The sequence below is a fragment of the Mobiluncus porci genome (assembly GCF_009695935.1).
GTDB lineage: Bacteria > Actinomycetota > Actinomycetes > Actinomycetales > Actinomycetaceae > Mobiluncus > Mobiluncus porci.
In genome coordinates this window covers 118,276-134,802 of record NZ_VUMY01000002.1, presented here as the reverse complement: position 1 = coordinate 134,802, position 16,527 = coordinate 118,276, and the positions used below count along the sequence as shown (strand labels likewise).

Below are 16,527 nucleotides of genomic sequence, written 5' to 3'. Positions count from 1 at the left end.
AGCGGGTGCGGGCCAGAATGGTATATTTACCATTCTGGCCCGCACCCACTGGTAAAAACTTGCGGCAGGAGAACGAAACCCCCGCAATACCCGCCCGAGCCCCACCAGAAACCCACGGCAGTGTTCACGAATGTAAGGCCTAACCGGTTAGCTCGAGATTGTTCGGCCGAGCGTATAAGTGTTTGCGTTGGTCTTGGCGTTTTGGGGTAAGGGACGCTAAGGCGCGGTGGGTTTACGCCGTACATTCGTGTACGCCCCGAAGCCAATACCGAGCGCGGGGCAATCCCCGAAGCGAAGCGTAGCCAAGCGGGTCAGACCTCTCCGGCGTAGTGACCGAAGGGAACGGAGCTGGAAGGGGCTGACCCTTCTGGCGTAGCGGAGTTGTTTTAAACGGCTTCACGGTCGGGGTCAGACCCTGCTGGCTCCACTTCGTTACGCCACCGAGGTCTGACCCGCTCCGGCTCCGAGGTCTGACCCGCTCCGGCTGCGCACCGAGGTCTGACCCACTCCGGCTGCGCGGTCTCGGGGACGGTTCTTCTTTGCTCTGGCTTACGCCTCCGCAAAGCCGAAACCGTCCCCGACCGCTAGAAATTTATCAAAATGACCCGTCCCCGATGGTAAAACCTAAATCCCGAAGGGGAAGTCGAGGTTTGTCTCCGAGAAATCGTCGAATGCCCCGAAGCCGGTCGTGTCGTTGTACGGCAGTTGCGCCATCAACGCCTCGCGGCCCTTCTCGGAAGGATTAATCTCCACGTTGCGGTAACGCGCCAAACCGGTTCCCGCGGGAATGAGCTTGCCGAGAATGACGTTTTCCTTCAAGCCCGACAGCGGGTCGTTCGTCCCGTTCATCGCTGCTTCCGTCAAGACGCGGGTCGTCTCCTGGAAGGAGGCCGCCGACAGCCAAGAATCGGTCGCGAGCGAAGCCTTGGTGATACCCATCAACTCCGGACGCGCCGAAGCGGGCTGTTTGCCCTGCTCAACCATACGGCGGTTTTCTCCCAAGAACACGGCCTGGTCCACGAGTTCGCCGGGGAGGAAGGAGGTGTCACCGACTTCCTCCAGGACGGTCACGCGACGCAACATCTGGCGAACAATCACCTCGATGTGCTTAGCGTGAATATCCACGCCCTGGCTGTGGTAGACCTGCTGCACCTCGTTGACGAGCGCCTTCTGGGTCGCCTGCTGGCCCTTGACTCGCAAGAGCTTCTTCAAGTCCACCGGACCTTCGGTGAGCTTCTCGCCAACCTCGATGTGGTCACCTTCCTCCACGAGGAGCTTCTGGCGGCGGGAAACCTCAATGTGGAGGTCTTCCTTGCCGTCATCGCGCACCACGATTACCTCGCGGGCTCCCGCCGGATCGTCGTTAATCTTGACCCGACCTGCGGCTTCGGTAATCGCTGCCTCGCCCTTCGGGGTACGCGCCTCGAAAAGCTCCTGGACACGGGGCAGACCCTGGGTAATGTCGGAGCCAGACTGGGCGCCACCCGTGTGGAAGGTACGCATCGTGAGCTGGGTACCGGGTTCACCAATGGATTGCGCGGCAATGATGCCTACCGCTTCACCGATGTCTACCCGCTTACCGGTAGCCAAGGAGCGCCCGTAGCAAGCGGCACAGGTCCCGACCGGAGCCTCACAGGTCAAGACGGAACGGACCGTAATCTCGGTAATCCCCGCCTTCAAGAGTTTGCGAATCGCAACGTCACCGACGTCTTCGCCCGCAGCCAAAACCACGTTCCCGTCCTCGTCCACTGCGTCTCGCGCGAGAGTCCGCGCGAAAGCCGTGGTCTCGACGAGCTCATCGGCCTCGACCGTGCCGTCATCAAGCTTTTGCCCAATCACGATCTTCAAACCGCGGCGGGTTCCACAATCGGACTCCCGAATGATGACGTCTTGCGAAACGTCCACCAAACGACGGGTCAGGTAACCGGATTCCGCAGTACGGAGCGCGGTATCGGCCAAGCCCTTGCGCGCGCCGTGGGTCGCGATGAAGTATTCCAAAACGGACAGGCCTTCGCGGTAGTTCGACTTAATCGGACGCTCAATCAAGCGCTGCTTCGGGTCGGACACGAGCCCGCGCATACCGGCAATCTGGCGAATCTGGGACCAGTTACCGCGTGCCCCGGACTTCACCATGCGGTAAACCGTGTTGCGCTCGGGGAAGTTCTCTTCCATCGCCTTCGCAACCTCGTTCGTGGCTGCCTCCCAGAGCTTAATCAAGCCCGAATAACGGTCTTCCTCAGTGATCGCACCGAGGTCGTAATCAGACTGGATGTCCGCGGCCATGTTCTCGTATTTCTCCAATATGGCCGGTTTCGTGTCCGGCGGCACGACGTCAGTAAAGGAAATCGTGATGCCAGACCAGGTCGACCAGTGGAAACCGAAGGACTTCAAGGCATCCAAGGACACCTCAATCTCGGCCTTCGGATACAACTCCGCGAGGTCGTTGACGATCTTGCCGAGCTGTTTCTTCGCCACCACGTAGTTAATGAACGGGTATTCGCGCGGCAAAGTGTCATTAAAGATCACTCGTCCGAGCGAAGTTTCCAGCTCGAAGCGATCCCCCGGCTGCCAATCCGCGGGCATCTCCATGTCCTCGGGCGGGACGTCACCGGGCTCCATCCGGATGATGCAGGTCTCTTGCAAGGCCAAATCATCGTTGTCGAAAGCCAAACGCGCCTCCGCCGGAGACGTGTAGCGCTTCAACACGCGCTCACCCTTATCGTCGAACTTCGGGTTGTGAACCATCGTCGGGTCCTCTTCCGAAGTCAGGTGATAGATTCCGATAATCATGTCCTGAGAAGGCATGGTCACCGGACGACCGTCAGAAGGCTTCAAGATGTTGTTGGAACTAAGCATCAAGACGCGCGCTTCTGCCTGCGCCTCAGCCGACAGCGGCACGTGAACCGCCATCTGGTCCCCGTCGAAGTCCGCGTTGAACGCGCCACAAACGAGCGGGTGGAGCTGGATCGCGCGACCTTCGACCAAGAGCGGCTCGAAAGCCTGGATGCCCAAACGGTGAAGGGTCGGAGCACGGTTCAACAACACTGGATGGTTCGTGATGACTTCATCAAGGACGTCCCACACTTCCGCGGCGCCGCGCTCCACCATGCGCTTGGCGGCTTTGACGTTTTGCGCCGTGGCGTTTTCGACCAAGACCTTCATCACGAAGGGCTTGAAGAGTTCCAACGCCATTTCTTTCGGCAAACCGCACTGGTGGAGCTTCAACTGCGGGCCGACCACGATAACGGAACGCCCCGAGTAGTCCACGCGCTTACCGAGCAGGTTTTGGCGGAAACGACCCTGCTTGCCTTTGAGCATGTCGGACAGCGACTTCAAGGCGCGGTTACCTGGGCCGGTCACGGGACGACCGCGACGGCCATTGTCGAACAAGGCGTCAACGGCCTCCTGCAACATGCGCTTCTCGTTGTTGACGATGATGTCCGGAGCGTTCAAGTCCTGGAGGCGACGCAAACGGTTGTTGCGGTTGATGACGCGACGGTACAGGTCGTTCAAGTCCGAAGTCGCGAAACGACCGCCGTCCAACTGCACCATCGGGCGCAAATCCGGAGGGATAACCGGAATCGAATCCAACACCATCGCGGAGGCCGGCTTTCCGGTCTTCAAGAAGGCATTAATAACCTTCAAGCGCTTCAAAGCGCGGGTCTTTTGCTGACCCGTCTTCGTCTCCACGACCTCTTTGAGCTCCGTGGCTTCGCCCTCCAAATCGAAAGACTCCAAGCGATCCTTGACCGCCTGGGCGCCCATGCCGCCCTTGAAATAAGTGCCGTAGAGCGCATACATCTCGCGGTATACGAGCTCGTTGCCCTCGAGGTCGCCGACCTTCAGGGTCTTGAAGCGATCCCAAACCTCGTCGTGAAGTTTCAAATCGGTTTCGGCCTGGTGGCGAATCGCGCGCATCTCCTTCTCGCCGGCGCGCTTCACCTTGTCGAGGTCAGACTTCTCGGCGCCTTCTTTTTCAAGGGCCGCCATGTCTTCTTCCATCTTCTGGGCGCGTTTCTCCACGTCCAGGTCGCGGTTCTTCTCGATTTGTTCGCGAGCCAAATCGGACTCTTTTTGCATATCCGCAAGATCCTTGTGGCGACGCTCCTCGTCCACCCACGTAATCATGTAGGCCGCGAAGTAGATGACCTTTTCGAGGTCTTTCGGCGCCAGGTTCAAAAGGTAGCCGAGTCGAGACGGCACGCCCTTGAAATACCAGATGTGGGTCACAGGGGCGGCGAGCTTGATGTGACCCATCCGCTCACGACGCACCTTGGAGCGCGTCACCTCCACGCCGCAACGCTCACACACGATGCCCTTGTAGCGCACGTGCTTGTACTTTCCACAAGCGCATTCCCAGTCCTTGGTCGGCCCGAAAATCCGCTCGTCGAACAGGCCGTCTTTTTCCGGCTTCAACGTGCGGTAGTTGATGGTTTCGGGTTTCTGAACTTCACCGTGAGACCAGCGGTTGATGTCCTCTTCGGTTGCCAGCCCAATGTGCAGGGCAGCAAATTTATTCGCATCGATCATTGTTTTCTCTTACCTTTCCGCCAGTCCTCTTAGATTTCGTCCATAGTCAAAGCCATACCCGGAGCATTGGGTCGCTTCGACAAATCGAAGCCCAACTTCGCCGCCCCGCGGCTCGCCTCGTCTTCGTCGTCGCGCATGTCAATGGCGTTGCCATCAAAGTCCAGCACCTCAACATTCAGGCACAGGGAGCGCATTTCCTGCATCAAAACACGGAAAGACTCGGGGATGCCCGGTTGGGGAAGATCCACCCCGCGAACAATCGACTCGTAGACCTTCACGCGCCCCTGCACGTCATCGGACTTCACGGTCAAAATCTCTTGCAGGGCATAAGCCGCACCGTAAGCCTCGAGGGCCCAAACTTCCATCTCACCAAAGCGCTGGCCGCCGAACTGGGCTTTACCGCCGAGCGGCTGTTGGGTGATCATCGAGTAGGGGCCGGTGGAACGGGCGTGAATCTTGTCGTCCACCAAGTGGTGGAGCTTCAGCATGTACTTGTAGCCCACCGCAATCCGGTAGGGGAAGGGCTCGCCGGAGCGTCCATCAAAGAGCTGGGCTTTACCGTCAGCGTCAATGAGCTGGTGGTCGTAGCCGTCGCGAACCCGCGTGTTTTGGAGCATTCCCGTAATCACATCGGCCTCGGCGCCGTCGAAAACCGGAGTGGCGACGTGCTGTCCCGGCTCGGCGGTCGGCAGCGGCACGTGTTTCGCCCAATCTTCTCCGGACTCCAGCGCCTTGGTGACATCCCAGCCTTCGTGGGCCATCCAACCCAAGTGGAACTCGAGAACCTGGCCGATGTTCATACGGCCCGGGACACCCATCGGGTTCAACATGATGTCAACCGGAGTGCCGTCTTCGAGGAACGGCATGTCTTCCACGGGGAGAATCTTGGAGATACAGCCCTTGTTGCCGTGGCGTCCCGACATCTTGTCGCCGACCGTAATCTTGCGGCGCTGGGCGATGTAGACGCGCACCATGTGGTTCACACCGGGAGCCAACTCGGAATCTTCATCCTCGTCGGAGAACTCCTTTACCGCGATGACAATGCCGGACTCGCCGTGGGGGACGCGCAAGGAAGTGTCGCGAGCCTCTTTGGCCTTTTCCCCAAGGATGGCGCGCAGCAAGCGCTCCTCGGAGGTCAACTCCGTCTCGCCTTTCGGGGTGATCTTGCCGACGAGAATATCGCCGGCGTGAACCTCCGCGCCGACACGGATAATCCCGCGGTCATCGAGATCCTTACGAGCCGCTTCGGACACGTTCGGGATATCGCGAGTGATTTCTTCCGGCCCGAGTTTCGTCTCGCGGGCATCGATTTCGTGTTCCTCAATGTGGATTGAGGTCAGGAGATCTTCGGAAACGACCCGCTGGGAAACGATAATCGCGTCCTCATAGTTTAGGCCTTCCCAAGACATATAAGCCACGAGGAGGTTCTTCCCGAGAGCCATCTCGCCACGGTCGGTCGCCGGCCCATCAGCGATAACGTCGCCCTTTTCGAGGCGCTGGCCTTCGGAGACCACCACTTGCTGGTTGTAACAGTTACCCTGGTTGGAGCGCTGGAACTTCTCGAGTTTATAGGTATCAGTCTCGCCCTCGTCGGTTTGCATCTTGACGAGGTCGGCGCTCACTTCGGTGACCACGCCGGCGTTCTTGGCGATAACGACATCGCCGGCGTCAACCGCGGCGCGCTTCTCGATACCGGTTCCGACCAGCGGCGACTCGGTCTTCAAGAGCGGCACGGCCTGGCGCTGCATGTTTGCGCCCATCAGCGCGCGGTTAGCGTCATCGTGTTCGAGGAACGGAATCATGGCGGTCGCCACCGAAACCATCTGGCGGGCCGAAACGTCCATCAAATCGACTTCCTCGGGCTCGACCAAGACCGGATCCCCACCGGTGGAACGGCACAGAACTTCCTTTTCCACAAAGTGATTGTCCTCGGTGAGCTTCGCGGAGGCCTGGGCGATATTCAGGCCTTCCTCGTCGTCTGCGGTGATGTAGTGGATTTCGTCAGTGACGACACCCTTCTTCACGACGCGGTAAGGGGTTTCCACAAACCCGAAGGGGTTGATGCGCGCGAAGGTTGCCAGCGACCCAATCAGGCCAATGTTCGGGCCTTCCGGAGTTTCCACCGGACACATCCGCCCGTAGTGGGAGGGGTGAACGTCACGTACCTCCATGCCCGCACGGTCGCGGGAGAGGCCCCCGGGGCCGAGTGCGGAGAGGCGCCGCTTGTGGGTCAGGCCCGCGAGCGGGTTGTTTTGATCCATAAATTGGCTGAGCTGGGAGGTCCCGAAGAATTCCTTCATCGCCGCCACAACCGGACGGATGTTGATGAGGCTGTTCGGGGTGATGGCCTCCATGTCCTGGGTGGACATGCGTTCGCGCACCACGCGTTCCATGCGGGACATGCCGGTGCGGACCTGGAGCTGGATGAGTTCGCCCACGGCGCGAACGCGGCGATTGCCGAAGTGGTCGATATCGTCGGTTTTAATCTTGAGTTCTACCGGCTTGTCGTTCGCGTCCTTGACTTCGACCGTGTCCGCGCCTTCGCGCAGCGCCAGCAGGTAGCGGAAGGCTGCGACCATATCGGTCAGGTTCAGGGTGCGACCGTCCATGTCACGGTCCACTCCGAGCTTCTTGTTGATCTTGTAACGTCCCACTTCCGCGAGGTCGTAACGCTTCGGGTTGGTGTAGAAGTTGTGGAGCAGTGCGCGACCGGCCTCCGCGCTCGGCGGCTCACCCGGGCGAATCTTGCGGTAGATGTCTTCAAGAGCCTGGTCTTGGGTTTCGATGGCGCCGTCTTTTTCGAGGGTCTCGAGCATCATCGGGAAATCTTTGAAGGCCTCGCGGATTTCCGCGGCGCTCATACCCATGGCTTTCAAGAAAATCGTGGCGGATTGCTTGCGCTTGCGGTCGATGCGCACGCCGACCGAGTCGCGCTTGTCGATTTCAAACTCAAGCCATGCCCCGCGAGATGGAATCACCTTGCCGAGGTAAATATCGCGGTCAGAGGTCTTGTCGGCGGTTTTCTCGAAGTAAACCCCGGGGGAACGCACGAGCTGGGAGACGACGACACGTTCAGTGCCGTTGATGATGAAAGTCCCGCGCGGGGTCATCAAGGGGAAATTACCCATGAAGACGGTTTGGGTCTTGATTTCGCCGGTCTCCGCGGTGATGAACTCGGCGGTGACGAACATCGGGGCGTCGTAGGTGAGGTCCTTATCCTTACACTCATCAATCGTGTGGGTGGGATCGTCCAGGGTGTAGTCCTTGAAAGACAGGCTCATCGTCCCGCCCGCGTCCTCGATAGGAGACATTTCGTTCAGGACTTCTTGCAGGCCCGAGGTCGTCGGGACGTGCTTATCGCCGGTCTTTTTGGCTTCGGCGACCCGCGCCTGCCAAGCCTCGTTTCCGAGGAACCAGTCAAAAGACTCGGTTTGCAGGGCCAAAAGATTTGGCGGGGTCATGGGTTCGTTGATTTGAGCAAAAGAAACACGGAATGGAGTTTCTTCGGTTTTAGGCGTGCTGGCAGCCAAGGCTTCCTCTTCCTTTTAATCACTTGGTGGTGCGCACCGGCGTTTGAACAACTGGCCCCTCGCTGTCGCTCTGGCTGTCGGCTTCACGCGCACTTTTTGCAAAACCGCAGGTCACAGGCCGCCTCGGACTCAGTAAACGCAAGTGCTAACTCTAGCACATTTGCCTCCTCCCCTGCAATTTCACAGTTGAGCGTAGCCGCGGGGACGGTTCCGTTTCACCCCGCTTCTTTACGCAAAATCGGAACCGCCCCTACCACCGCTAAGCATTTCCCGACTAGGCCGATTATCCAAGCTTGAATAAACCTGTAAACTTGCTGTGAGGGTTAGAAGATGGATTATTCGCGAAAAGGAAAAAATGACTAGGCTACGATTGAGACTCGACACCATGAGAAGACTCCGATTTCTCCGAGAAGAAAGCGGTGGCGGCATGGCTATCCTGATGATTTTCTTCGGCCTACTACTGCTGGCTTTCGGTTTTACCTACGTGATCAAGCTTTCCGCCATAGGTGACCAGATGGATCGTCTCCAGGTGTCCGCAGATGCCTCGGCATTGGCTTGGGCTGATTACAACGTGGAGCAAATGCATGATCTTTTCACCGATGATATCAACGGCAGTTCGCCAAGCTGGTCAGAGTTGACCTTGGGTAAGCCCAATGCTAGGACGTTTGCACAGAAGAACGATGCCAAATTAATCTCCGGCTCCCCCATTAACCAAAACGAATATCGCGTGATGGTGCAGAGCAACACCAAGTTCGCTTCTGGTGATTTCGAGAAGGAAACCGCCGTCTCTACTCTGGGAGCAAAAGTCTCGAGTTGCGACACAAGCGATTTGCAAGCAGAGCTTGATGATAAGATCGAGGCCTATTTGGAGTCCTTAGCTGCCGCGAATGCAGCAACAGAAGGTGAGGAAGGTGGGGATTCCACAACCGCCACGTTTTCCCTGCCGGAGGAAGATCCGGACATTTTTGTTTCCGGTAATGTAAATTGCGGTGAAATAGAGCTCGATGTGGAGCTTCACTGGAAAGAACCAAACGTGGTTTTGACTTCGCAAGACGATATCGCGAAGCAATTTGATCCACATCTGGTGGGTTAGCAATGGCTCTGGGGTGGTTTGGATTCACAATCGCACAGCGGACGGTCTTTCTTATCATCGGTCTTATGTTCGGCACTCTCGGAGGAATCACAGCTCAGAGTTATCTGCGGGAAAAACGCTATCTTCCAGCTGGTTCTTCCGGCTCCGCTTACTCCACCGCCGAACCTCGTTCAGAGGAAAACGCCAAGTCAGTACCCCCTGAGAAAGGCATAGTTCTTCCGCCAAGATCACTGCCTTTCACGATGGCTGTTTTTCTGGGATTGCTCGGTTTTGTTTGGGGGAATCGTCCGGCTTTCGCTTTATTATCCATGATATTGGGTGGGGGTCTGGTGCTTCTTTCCTATGTCGATCTAGCTTCCTACCGCCTCCCGAACCGAATCACCTATCCCCTTTTGCTGGTCTGCGCGATTGGCGTGATAGTGGTCGGTCTTGTTGAGTCGTCTCCGGCGGCTATCGGTCGGGCTTTTCTGGCCGGTCTCGCCTTGGTCGCAGTTTATTTTTTACAGGCATTTATTTCAGCCGGTCACGGCATGGGACTTGGTGACGTGAAGCTGTCAGGAAGCATCGGTCTCGTTCTTGGATACCTATCCTGGACCCACCTTATTCTCGGAACAATTGCGGCTTATACACTGGCACTTATTATTGGCGTAGGATTAATCCTCACCCGCAAAATAACGCTTAAATCCTTCATCCCCTTTGGCCCATTCATGGCTCTCGGCGCGATAATAGTCCTCGCACTTCCTGCTTTCACCTGATAGGCTACCTGGAATCAACGCCCCATGAGACCGACCGCAACCCAGACTGTGGCAGGATTCTCATCATTGACCGTAATCGCCCGATTCCACCTCAAATCCTCATCCCACAAAGAATCACAACGCGACTTAAGCTGAGACTCATCAGGAACAAACCCAAAATTAATTTTTGCTTGAGATGCAACTATGTCTCCACTAAAGCCTGGTCCAACGCCCTGTTCTTCACAGTATTTAAGAGCTTTTTGTGAAGATAAATCAAAAGTTATTCTATAAAGATCTTTATATGGGTTTTGTTCATCTTGCACTCTTTCATAGGTTACGTTGGTGGCGCCCGCCGGCAGTTCCAGTCCACCCTTTGCGAGGGCTTGTTTCGCTTGCTCAGTCACATCACCGCTCACCTCTAAGGGCGAGGAGGGCGAGGGAGAAACCTCTGCATTAGACGTGGCGCAACCGGCCAAAGACCCCAGCAAAACCAGGCCAGAAAAAATCAAACCAAACACACTACGCCCACTCATGGCCGCAAACTCCCTTTCTCATGCAACTGCGAAGACGATCCCACAGCATCATATTCCTGCGCCAGACCAACAACATGGAATCTCCCCAACTGCTTATCGGTTACATTGAAAGGACCAATCTTAGTCGACTTAGTCCCATCCCAATTGTATCGATCATAAATATTCACCTGACCAAACCAGTCATAAGACCACTCACCACCAAGCTGACTGGGCGGAAAAACTGTTACATAACCCGTCCAATTATAGGAAATCCCGCCCAAAGCGTAAAACCAATTATCACTGTCCGTAAAATAAAATGCATTCCATCCGGTATTTACGGGGTATGTAATTGGTCCGTCTCCGCCGTCACCTTTAGCCTCAGATATTGCACTCTTTATTACCTCTTTTTGAGTGATTGCAGCTTGCTCTTTAAAACTGACGCTGTCTTTCAGCATCCCATCAACATCCTGCTCAAGCGGTTTACCCGAATTTTCAAGATAATGATGAAGATTCTTGGCGGCCTCAGGCCATGCCCCCGAAGTAGCGTTCGCTGCAACACCAACAACATCTTTCATCGCGTAATCACCAGCATTTGGAGACTCAGAAGCATAGAGCCCCGACCCTTCGTCACGTGGAGGCCAGGCAGGGACATCAGGTATCTTAGGTTTCTTCGTCCCAGGAACGCCCGGACCAGCAAGGCCGGAGCTAGTACCTTTCCCAGTTTTCCCCTGCTTAGACGAAACACTCGGACTAGGACTGGCTCTCCGCTCACGATTATCCTCGTCTTCCAACCGAGAAATCCTCGACTCACGCCTTTGCATCTCCCGGTCTCCCGAATCAACGGGAGACTCCGATTCCTCGTCAGGCATCGCCGAGACTGTTTCATCACACTGAGAAGCTTGCCCGGAAACGCTTGAAATAGCGCACTTCACTATAGGACCAAGCTCAATTCCCGGCAGAAGTTCAATAACACCAAAGACTAGGACAAAAGCTACAAAGAAAACACCAACATACCCAATCGCTTCTGAGCCACGCTCTAAGCGACTCATACGCCCCCCATAGTGCGAATCCGGCAATTCCAAATGCATGATATAATATCAAAACTAAAGGAACCAAATCGATTCTGCAGAATCCGAATTAGAGAAGATTACACACACAAAACCACAACCGATATCTACGCAGAATTAATGCCATTTTTCAGCGCCCCATGAGACCGACCGCAACCCAGACTGTGGCAGGATTCTCATCGTTGACCGTAATCGCCCGATTCCACCTCAAATTCTCTTGTTAGCGAAATCATAACAGTTACAGAGGTTTGGAGACACTCCCGAGATAGTAAAAACGAGTCGCTCAGCGATCCCCCCACACGGGAAGTTTTTGTGATGGTGCTATTTTCGAAGACGGCCAGAAACGGATAAGAGCTGTGCCATTGACTGCCCTGCCTTCCTGCGGTTCAGCCACGTCAAGCTGGACTAACTCAAATTTTCCAACCAGGGGCTCAGTAATTTGATCACCGATTTTCATTCGTAACGTAGCGTTATCTAATTTACCAGCGAGCTTATTAGACAACGAGGCAAGGGACATGACAGCCATTGCCGGTTTTTCACCTTCCGTCGGTTCGATGAAATCGAAAGTGATCTGGATATCACCGTCGCTGCTGAGAGAGGCTATGCCGGTGCGTTGAATCCTAAGCTCATATCCATTTGGATCGATCTCAACCTCGGCATTGGGGGTGGAAGTCTTGGTTTCTGTGGGGAAAGTGTATTTCGGTTCCGGCTCCCCTTGAGGTCTCATCACTGACCCTACGAAGATAATGACGACGAGAGTTGCAAGACCCGCTACAAGGAGCAAAACAGGTTTATTAATCTTCATATTTACTCAAATCTCCAACCTCAAAAGCACCAAAAACTTTGGAGGCATCCTGCCATGAAAATGTTATTGTTTCCGGTACCGTCCTATTATCCATCAGTGGAGGGTGACCTGAACCCGGGTTCGATCCGTGTGGATTTCTCACGGTTAAGCCTTCCTCATCAGCATACAAAACAGTATAGGCGTGTCCTGCAACGATATTGACATAATCTTCCTCTTCGAAATAATGATCATTTAGGTAAGTAGCTTCAACTTCAGCCTTATGCGTGTATTCATCAAAAAAATAATTTTCAGAGAAAGTTGTTACCACTACAGTATTATCTTCGCTTTGAGCAGCTTCTATAATAGATTGCATCGCTTTTTTCTCAAAACCGTATCGAGTTGTTTTATTCCCGGATTCTGTTGTGGCATTATTCGGACCCGCTGCGTCAATTAAACTCACATTATAATATTTTGCAGTCGGAATTGTGCCGAATGAATCCAAGACTTCCTCAGACCATCCGCCGTTTCCTAATTCCTCATCACCGTTGGCAATCCCATAAGCCATTTCATAGATTGAATACAAGGATGGATCATCTCCCTGGGTTATACCATTGATATATTCTTGCCCAACAATAACTTCCTTTTCAAGTTCAGTAAAAACGCCATTTTCATCATAACCTGGAACCTGGATTTTCACAGTCCACCCATCCTGAGGAAGGTCGTCATCTGGCGGATGTCGCTTTATTCGAGACCGAAGAATGTCAGACCCCTTCTTGGTTGCAGCCAAACCAAACATCGTGGAAGCAAGGTAGCAGTCCCCGATTTGTTGTTGTTTCATGTCAGTTGCCCACAGTATGTCCTTCGAGGCAAGTTGTTTGTTCGCGTAATCGTAGGGATTTTCCATGTCTGCGAAATTATCTTTCGTGTACCGCCATTGAATCGTCCTGGGTTTTGTTCCTCCTTGTTTTTGAGAGGATTAGGGATATGTCTAAGAGGTATTCACAGGAGTTTAAGGATCGCGCGGTGCGGATGCTCGTGGATCGGTTAGCTGGTGATGGCTCGTGTTCTCAGTGGCAGGCAGTCAACGAGATCGCCCCGAAACTGGGAATCGCGAACGAGTCGCTACGCCGCTGGTATGAACGACATCTTGTTGAGACTGGCGTGCGGCAGGGACTCACGCGTGAAGAGCACGAGGAGGTTAGGCGGCTCCAGCGCGAGAAGTATTCGTGATCAGATTCTCACTGAAGAACTACGGTTGATTCACGAAAAGAATTTTGGCGTCTACGGGGTGCGGAAAATGTGGCATGCAGTCCGGCGTGCTGGTTGGGATGTTGGCCGTGACCAGGTGGCTCGGCTCATGAACATCGCTGGGATTAAGGGTGTTCGCCGGGGACGCACCCCAATCACAACCAGGCCTACTCCCGAAGTAGATTCTCGCCCGGATCTTGTGAATCGACAGTTCAAGGCGAGTAGGCCGAACGAGTTGTGGGTTGCTGATATTACGTATGTGCGAACCTTGTCCGGCTTCGTGTACACCGCTTTCGTTACTGATGTCTATAGCCGCAAGATTGTGGGCTGGGCGACCCGCTCCTCGATGAAAACCGAGGCCCTACCCTTGGAGGCGCTCGAGCAGGCCATCCAAGGAGCGAAAGATACTCTGGTGGATCTGACACACCATTCTGATCATGGCTCGCAATACACGAGCATCGCGTATAACGAGAAACTCGCTGATTACGGGATCAAGCCCTCTACCGGGAGCGTGGGTGATTCCTACGATAACGCCCTCGCAGAAACAGTGAACGGGCTATATAAGACCGAGCTGATCTATTCCCAGCCCCGGGCCTCACTGACCGAGGTCGAGTTCGCTACATTGAACTGGGTCCACTGGTGGAACAACGAGCGCCTCCACGAAGCACTCGAATACCGAACACCAGCCGAGATCATTGACATGTATAATCAGACCCGGGTCAGCGAACTGACCCCCGTATAAGAAACGGAACAAAACCCAGGATTCTTCGGTTCCGCACTCAAAATGACGTGTGTTACCACGTTTTTGCCTCCCCGACTAAAAATCTGGAGCACTGGACTTCTCTTTTATGATAGCATCCTGAGTGCATGATGGGTAATTGCTGAAAGATAGGTTGGATGGTCACTAAAGCAGGACTGAGAGAGTTTCGATCACCAAGAAGACATAATCAAATGTCACCTCAGCAAGGTGCCTCAAACTTGAGCTATGCAGGCATCTTCATAGTCGCGGCCATGCTGGTTGAAGCAATTCTTTTTTTGGTTCCTAGTTCAAAGATATCCGCGATAGCTGCGTCTGCGATCTGCCAGGTAACGAATCTAGCGTCTTCTAAAACCTACACCATCGTTGACGCAGATGATGAGGATTACAAACCTGATACCTACACAACTCAGGTTCAAGGAATCAATTTCAACAAGGCGCTAAAAGTGAGCATAGTTCAAGGGCAAGATGGGCTGGTATGGAAAATTGCGCTTGACAACAACGGGAAATATAAGGCCACCTTACTCGATGAAAAATCCCTAGGAGCCTATTTAGGTGCAGGTTTCGATGTCGGACCGAAAAATCTGGGAGCAAAGGCTTATCTAGAAGCAGCCTCCAACATCGGATTGCAGCTTGGTGACGAGGTAACCTTCGACAACTCTGAGGATCTGAACGCGTTCTTGCAAAGAAAAACAGCGTCTAAGTCGGCAAAAAATGTACCGGTAGTTGGCGATCTACTTGAAAAAGCCGTTATTCATTTTTCGGGAAACGATAAGGTGACACCGAGTTCACGTATCATCGGGGTAAAAAAGGCTTCAGAGATTGCCGGGGAGTTAGGCATAGACTTGCCTTTGTCTTTTGATACTACCTTAGGGGCAGGCACGGGAGCTAATGAAGCAATTCAAATTCGTCAAAATGACGATGGCACTCTCACTTTTGTGAAGAATCAGACACTGGCCGCGAATGGAAACGCATCAAATGTGGGCTTCGATGGTTCTTCCAAAGTGGAAACTCGATTCAAATTTGACCCCCAAGCCAGATTAATTAACATAACTGAGGAAATTACCCAAGTCACCGCATCTGGGGTTGCTGCCAATCCTGAAGAAACACAATCAAAAGGCAGACATGCTGCCACAAGAAACGTTTTGAAATCGGGATTAATCGACATTCAAGGACTCAACCAAACAATCATAAACAAAAACTGGGAACTTGATCCGAAAGACCCTGATTATAGTCAGAGGGTGTCTGCTGCGTATCTTGCTATGCTGAATCCTAACCTCGAGTCGGTCGAAAATGTAAAAGCTATTACCGGCAATGCTATGACAAAACCTTCAGATAATGCGGATCCTTTCCAAAAATATTTATACGAAGAAGCAAAGGTTTGGAAAGCAAACTATCAAGGAAGCAATTACGAAACCGGAGCGGGTGCGAACATTAAGGCCGGTCCGTATTCTGTGGGGGCAGACGTTAAATTAGGTTATAACCAGCTAAACGCAGCGAGGTTATCTGGTATGGAGCTCCAGGGGCTGGCGAGCGTCAGGCAATTAAGATAGACCAATGAAAAGAAAGAGTGGATTAATGATTACAAAGAAGACGTTATTTCTCCTTGGTGTTGCATTAGCTGCCAGTTTTACATTGAGCGGATGCGGAAGCCACGGGAAAACCCAGTCCGGCCCTTGGAGTCTCAACCTGCCAAGCGATATGGAGCAAGTCGAAGTCACATCGGAAACATATCAAAAAGCTTGGCTTGGCAACGGCACTCTAATTCAGGTCTCTGACCATTTTAATGATGGAATTTTTGCTAAGGCTACTATCACAGAATTGGCAGCCTCGGCTCGTTTTTTCAATAAAATTGAAGACCTCGAGATCAGTGATAGTGCGGAAATAACTATTCCCGGAACTCAAAATGCGGCTTTTGCGGAATTTAATTTCACTGACACGGAAGGTAAAAAGCGCTATGGCGCTTGGATCGCCGGGTGCCAGTCCTCTCCGGACGCCTGCTCGGTTATTGCCATTAGCACGGAAAATGGAAAGCCCCTCGATTCAAAATGGTTGAAGTCCTTTATGGATGATCTAACCTATAACGGCTAGTCAAGCGCGTTGACGCACAGCCAGTCAATCCAAACATCCATGCCCTCGCCGGTTTTGGCAGAAAGCTCAATGACGGTGGCGTCGGGGTTGACCCCGCGCATGTTCTTCTGGCATGACCCCGCAATTTAGGTTCGTTTGTTTTGAGACCTCAGTTGCACAACTTTAGTGACCCGTCATGATG

General features: G+C 53.8%; 10 protein-coding genes and 1 pseudogene. 5 read left to right on the top strand and 6 right to left on the bottom strand.

The window, feature by feature from the left end; genetic code table 11:
• Positions 1–624 precede the first annotated feature (624 nt).
• Positions 625–4,530 (bottom strand): DNA-directed RNA polymerase subunit beta', encoded by a 3,906-nt coding sequence (locus FYJ63_RS01840; RefSeq protein WP_154543243.1) that lies wholly within the window; start codon positions 4,528–4,530, stop codon positions 625–627.
• Positions 4,531–4,559: 29 nt separating this feature from the next.
• Positions 4,560–8,060 (bottom strand): DNA-directed RNA polymerase subunit beta, encoded by a 3,501-nt coding sequence (rpoB, locus tag FYJ63_RS01835; RefSeq protein WP_154543241.1) that lies wholly within the window; start codon positions 8,058–8,060, stop codon positions 4,560–4,562.
• A gap of 427 nt (positions 8,061–8,487) precedes the next feature.
• Between rpoB and FYJ63_RS01830 the strand changes: the two genes are divergently transcribed.
• Positions 8,488–9,153 carry a hypothetical protein gene (locus tag FYJ63_RS01830; RefSeq protein ID WP_154543239.1) on the top strand — a complete coding sequence of 222 codons (666 nt, stop codon included), beginning with the start codon at positions 8,488–8,490 and terminating at the stop codon, positions 9,151–9,153.
• Between the two features lie 242 nt (positions 9,154–9,395).
• On the top strand, positions 9,396–9,908 hold the full coding sequence (locus tag FYJ63_RS01825) for a prepilin peptidase (protein WP_229769861.1): 513 nt from the start codon (positions 9,396–9,398) through the stop codon (positions 9,906–9,908).
• Positions 9,909–9,922: 14 nt separating this feature from the next.
• Here FYJ63_RS01825 and FYJ63_RS01820 read toward each other — a convergent pair whose 3' ends face one another.
• From FYJ63_RS01820 to FYJ63_RS01805, 4 genes are all read right to left on the bottom strand, one after another.
• On the bottom strand, positions 9,923–10,420 hold the full coding sequence (locus FYJ63_RS01820; protein ID WP_154543234.1) for a hypothetical protein: 498 nt from the start codon (positions 10,418–10,420) through the stop codon (positions 9,923–9,925).
• Positions 10,417–11,448: a hypothetical protein gene (locus tag FYJ63_RS01815; RefSeq protein WP_229769860.1), complete on the bottom strand. Its 1,032-nt coding sequence runs from the start codon at positions 11,446–11,448 to the stop codon at positions 10,417–10,419. Before FYJ63_RS01815 ends, FYJ63_RS01820 begins: the two co-directional genes overlap by 4 nt.
• Positions 11,449–11,749: 301 nt before the next feature.
• The gene (locus FYJ63_RS01810) at positions 11,750–12,271 is read right to left on the bottom strand and encodes a hypothetical protein (protein WP_154543230.1); all 522 of its coding nucleotides are present in this window, start codon (positions 12,269–12,271) and stop codon (positions 11,750–11,752) included.
• Complete coding sequence (locus FYJ63_RS01805; RefSeq protein ID WP_229769859.1) at positions 12,261–13,088, bottom strand: hypothetical protein; 828 nt, start codon at positions 13,086–13,088, stop codon at positions 12,261–12,263. Before FYJ63_RS01805 ends, FYJ63_RS01810 begins: the two co-directional genes overlap by 11 nt.
• 146 nt (positions 13,089–13,234) lie before the next feature.
• Here FYJ63_RS01805 and FYJ63_RS01800 point away from each other — a divergent pair.
• The 3 genes and pseudogenes from FYJ63_RS01800 to FYJ63_RS01790 all read left to right on the top strand — a co-directional run bounded on the left by FYJ63_RS01800 (position 13,235) and on the right by FYJ63_RS01790 (position 16,346).
• Positions 13,235–14,240 (top strand): annotated as a pseudogene (locus FYJ63_RS01800) (IS3 family transposase).
• Positions 14,241–14,395: 155 nt separating this feature from the next.
• Complete coding sequence (locus tag FYJ63_RS01795) at positions 14,396–15,808, top strand: hypothetical protein (RefSeq protein ID WP_154543226.1); 1,413 nt, start codon at positions 14,396–14,398, stop codon at positions 15,806–15,808.
• 25 nt (positions 15,809–15,833) lie between these two features.
• The gene (locus FYJ63_RS01790; RefSeq protein WP_229769858.1) at positions 15,834–16,346 is read left to right on the top strand and encodes a hypothetical protein; all 513 of its coding nucleotides are present in this window, start codon (positions 15,834–15,836) and stop codon (positions 16,344–16,346) included.
• Positions 16,347–16,527: the final 181 nt, after the last annotated feature.

What these genes read in the sequence shown, in the direction of transcription:
- FYJ63_RS01795 (WP_154543226.1), top strand. Translation starts at nt 14,396, where the DNA reads ATGGTCACTAAAGCAGGACTGAGAGAGTTTCGATCACCAAGAAGACAT.
- FYJ63_RS01790 (WP_229769858.1), top strand. Translation starts at nt 15,834, where the DNA reads ATGATTACAAAGAAGACGTTATTTCTCCTTGGTGTTGCATTAGCTGCC.
- FYJ63_RS01820 (WP_154543234.1), bottom strand. Translation starts at nt 10,420, where the DNA reads ATGAGTGGGCGTAGTGTGTTTGGTTTGATTTTTTCTGGCCTGGTTTTG.
- FYJ63_RS01825 (WP_229769861.1), top strand. Translation starts at nt 9,396, where the DNA reads ATGGCTGTTTTTCTGGGATTGCTCGGTTTTGTTTGGGGGAATCGTCCG.
- FYJ63_RS01830 (WP_154543239.1), top strand. Translation starts at nt 8,488, where the DNA reads ATGGCTATCCTGATGATTTTCTTCGGCCTACTACTGCTGGCTTTCGGT.
- FYJ63_RS01815 (WP_229769860.1), bottom strand. Translation starts at nt 11,448, where the DNA reads ATGAGTCGCTTAGAGCGTGGCTCAGAAGCGATTGGGTATGTTGGTGTT.
- FYJ63_RS01805 (WP_229769859.1), bottom strand. Translation starts at nt 13,088, where the DNA reads ATGAAACAACAACAAATCGGGGACTGCTACCTTGCTTCCACGATGTTT.
- FYJ63_RS01840 (WP_154543243.1), bottom strand. Translation starts at nt 4,530, where the DNA reads ATGATCGATGCGAATAAATTTGCTGCCCTGCACATTGGGCTGGCAACC.
- FYJ63_RS01810 (WP_154543230.1), bottom strand. Translation starts at nt 12,271, where the DNA reads ATGAAGATTAATAAACCTGTTTTGCTCCTTGTAGCGGGTCTTGCAACT.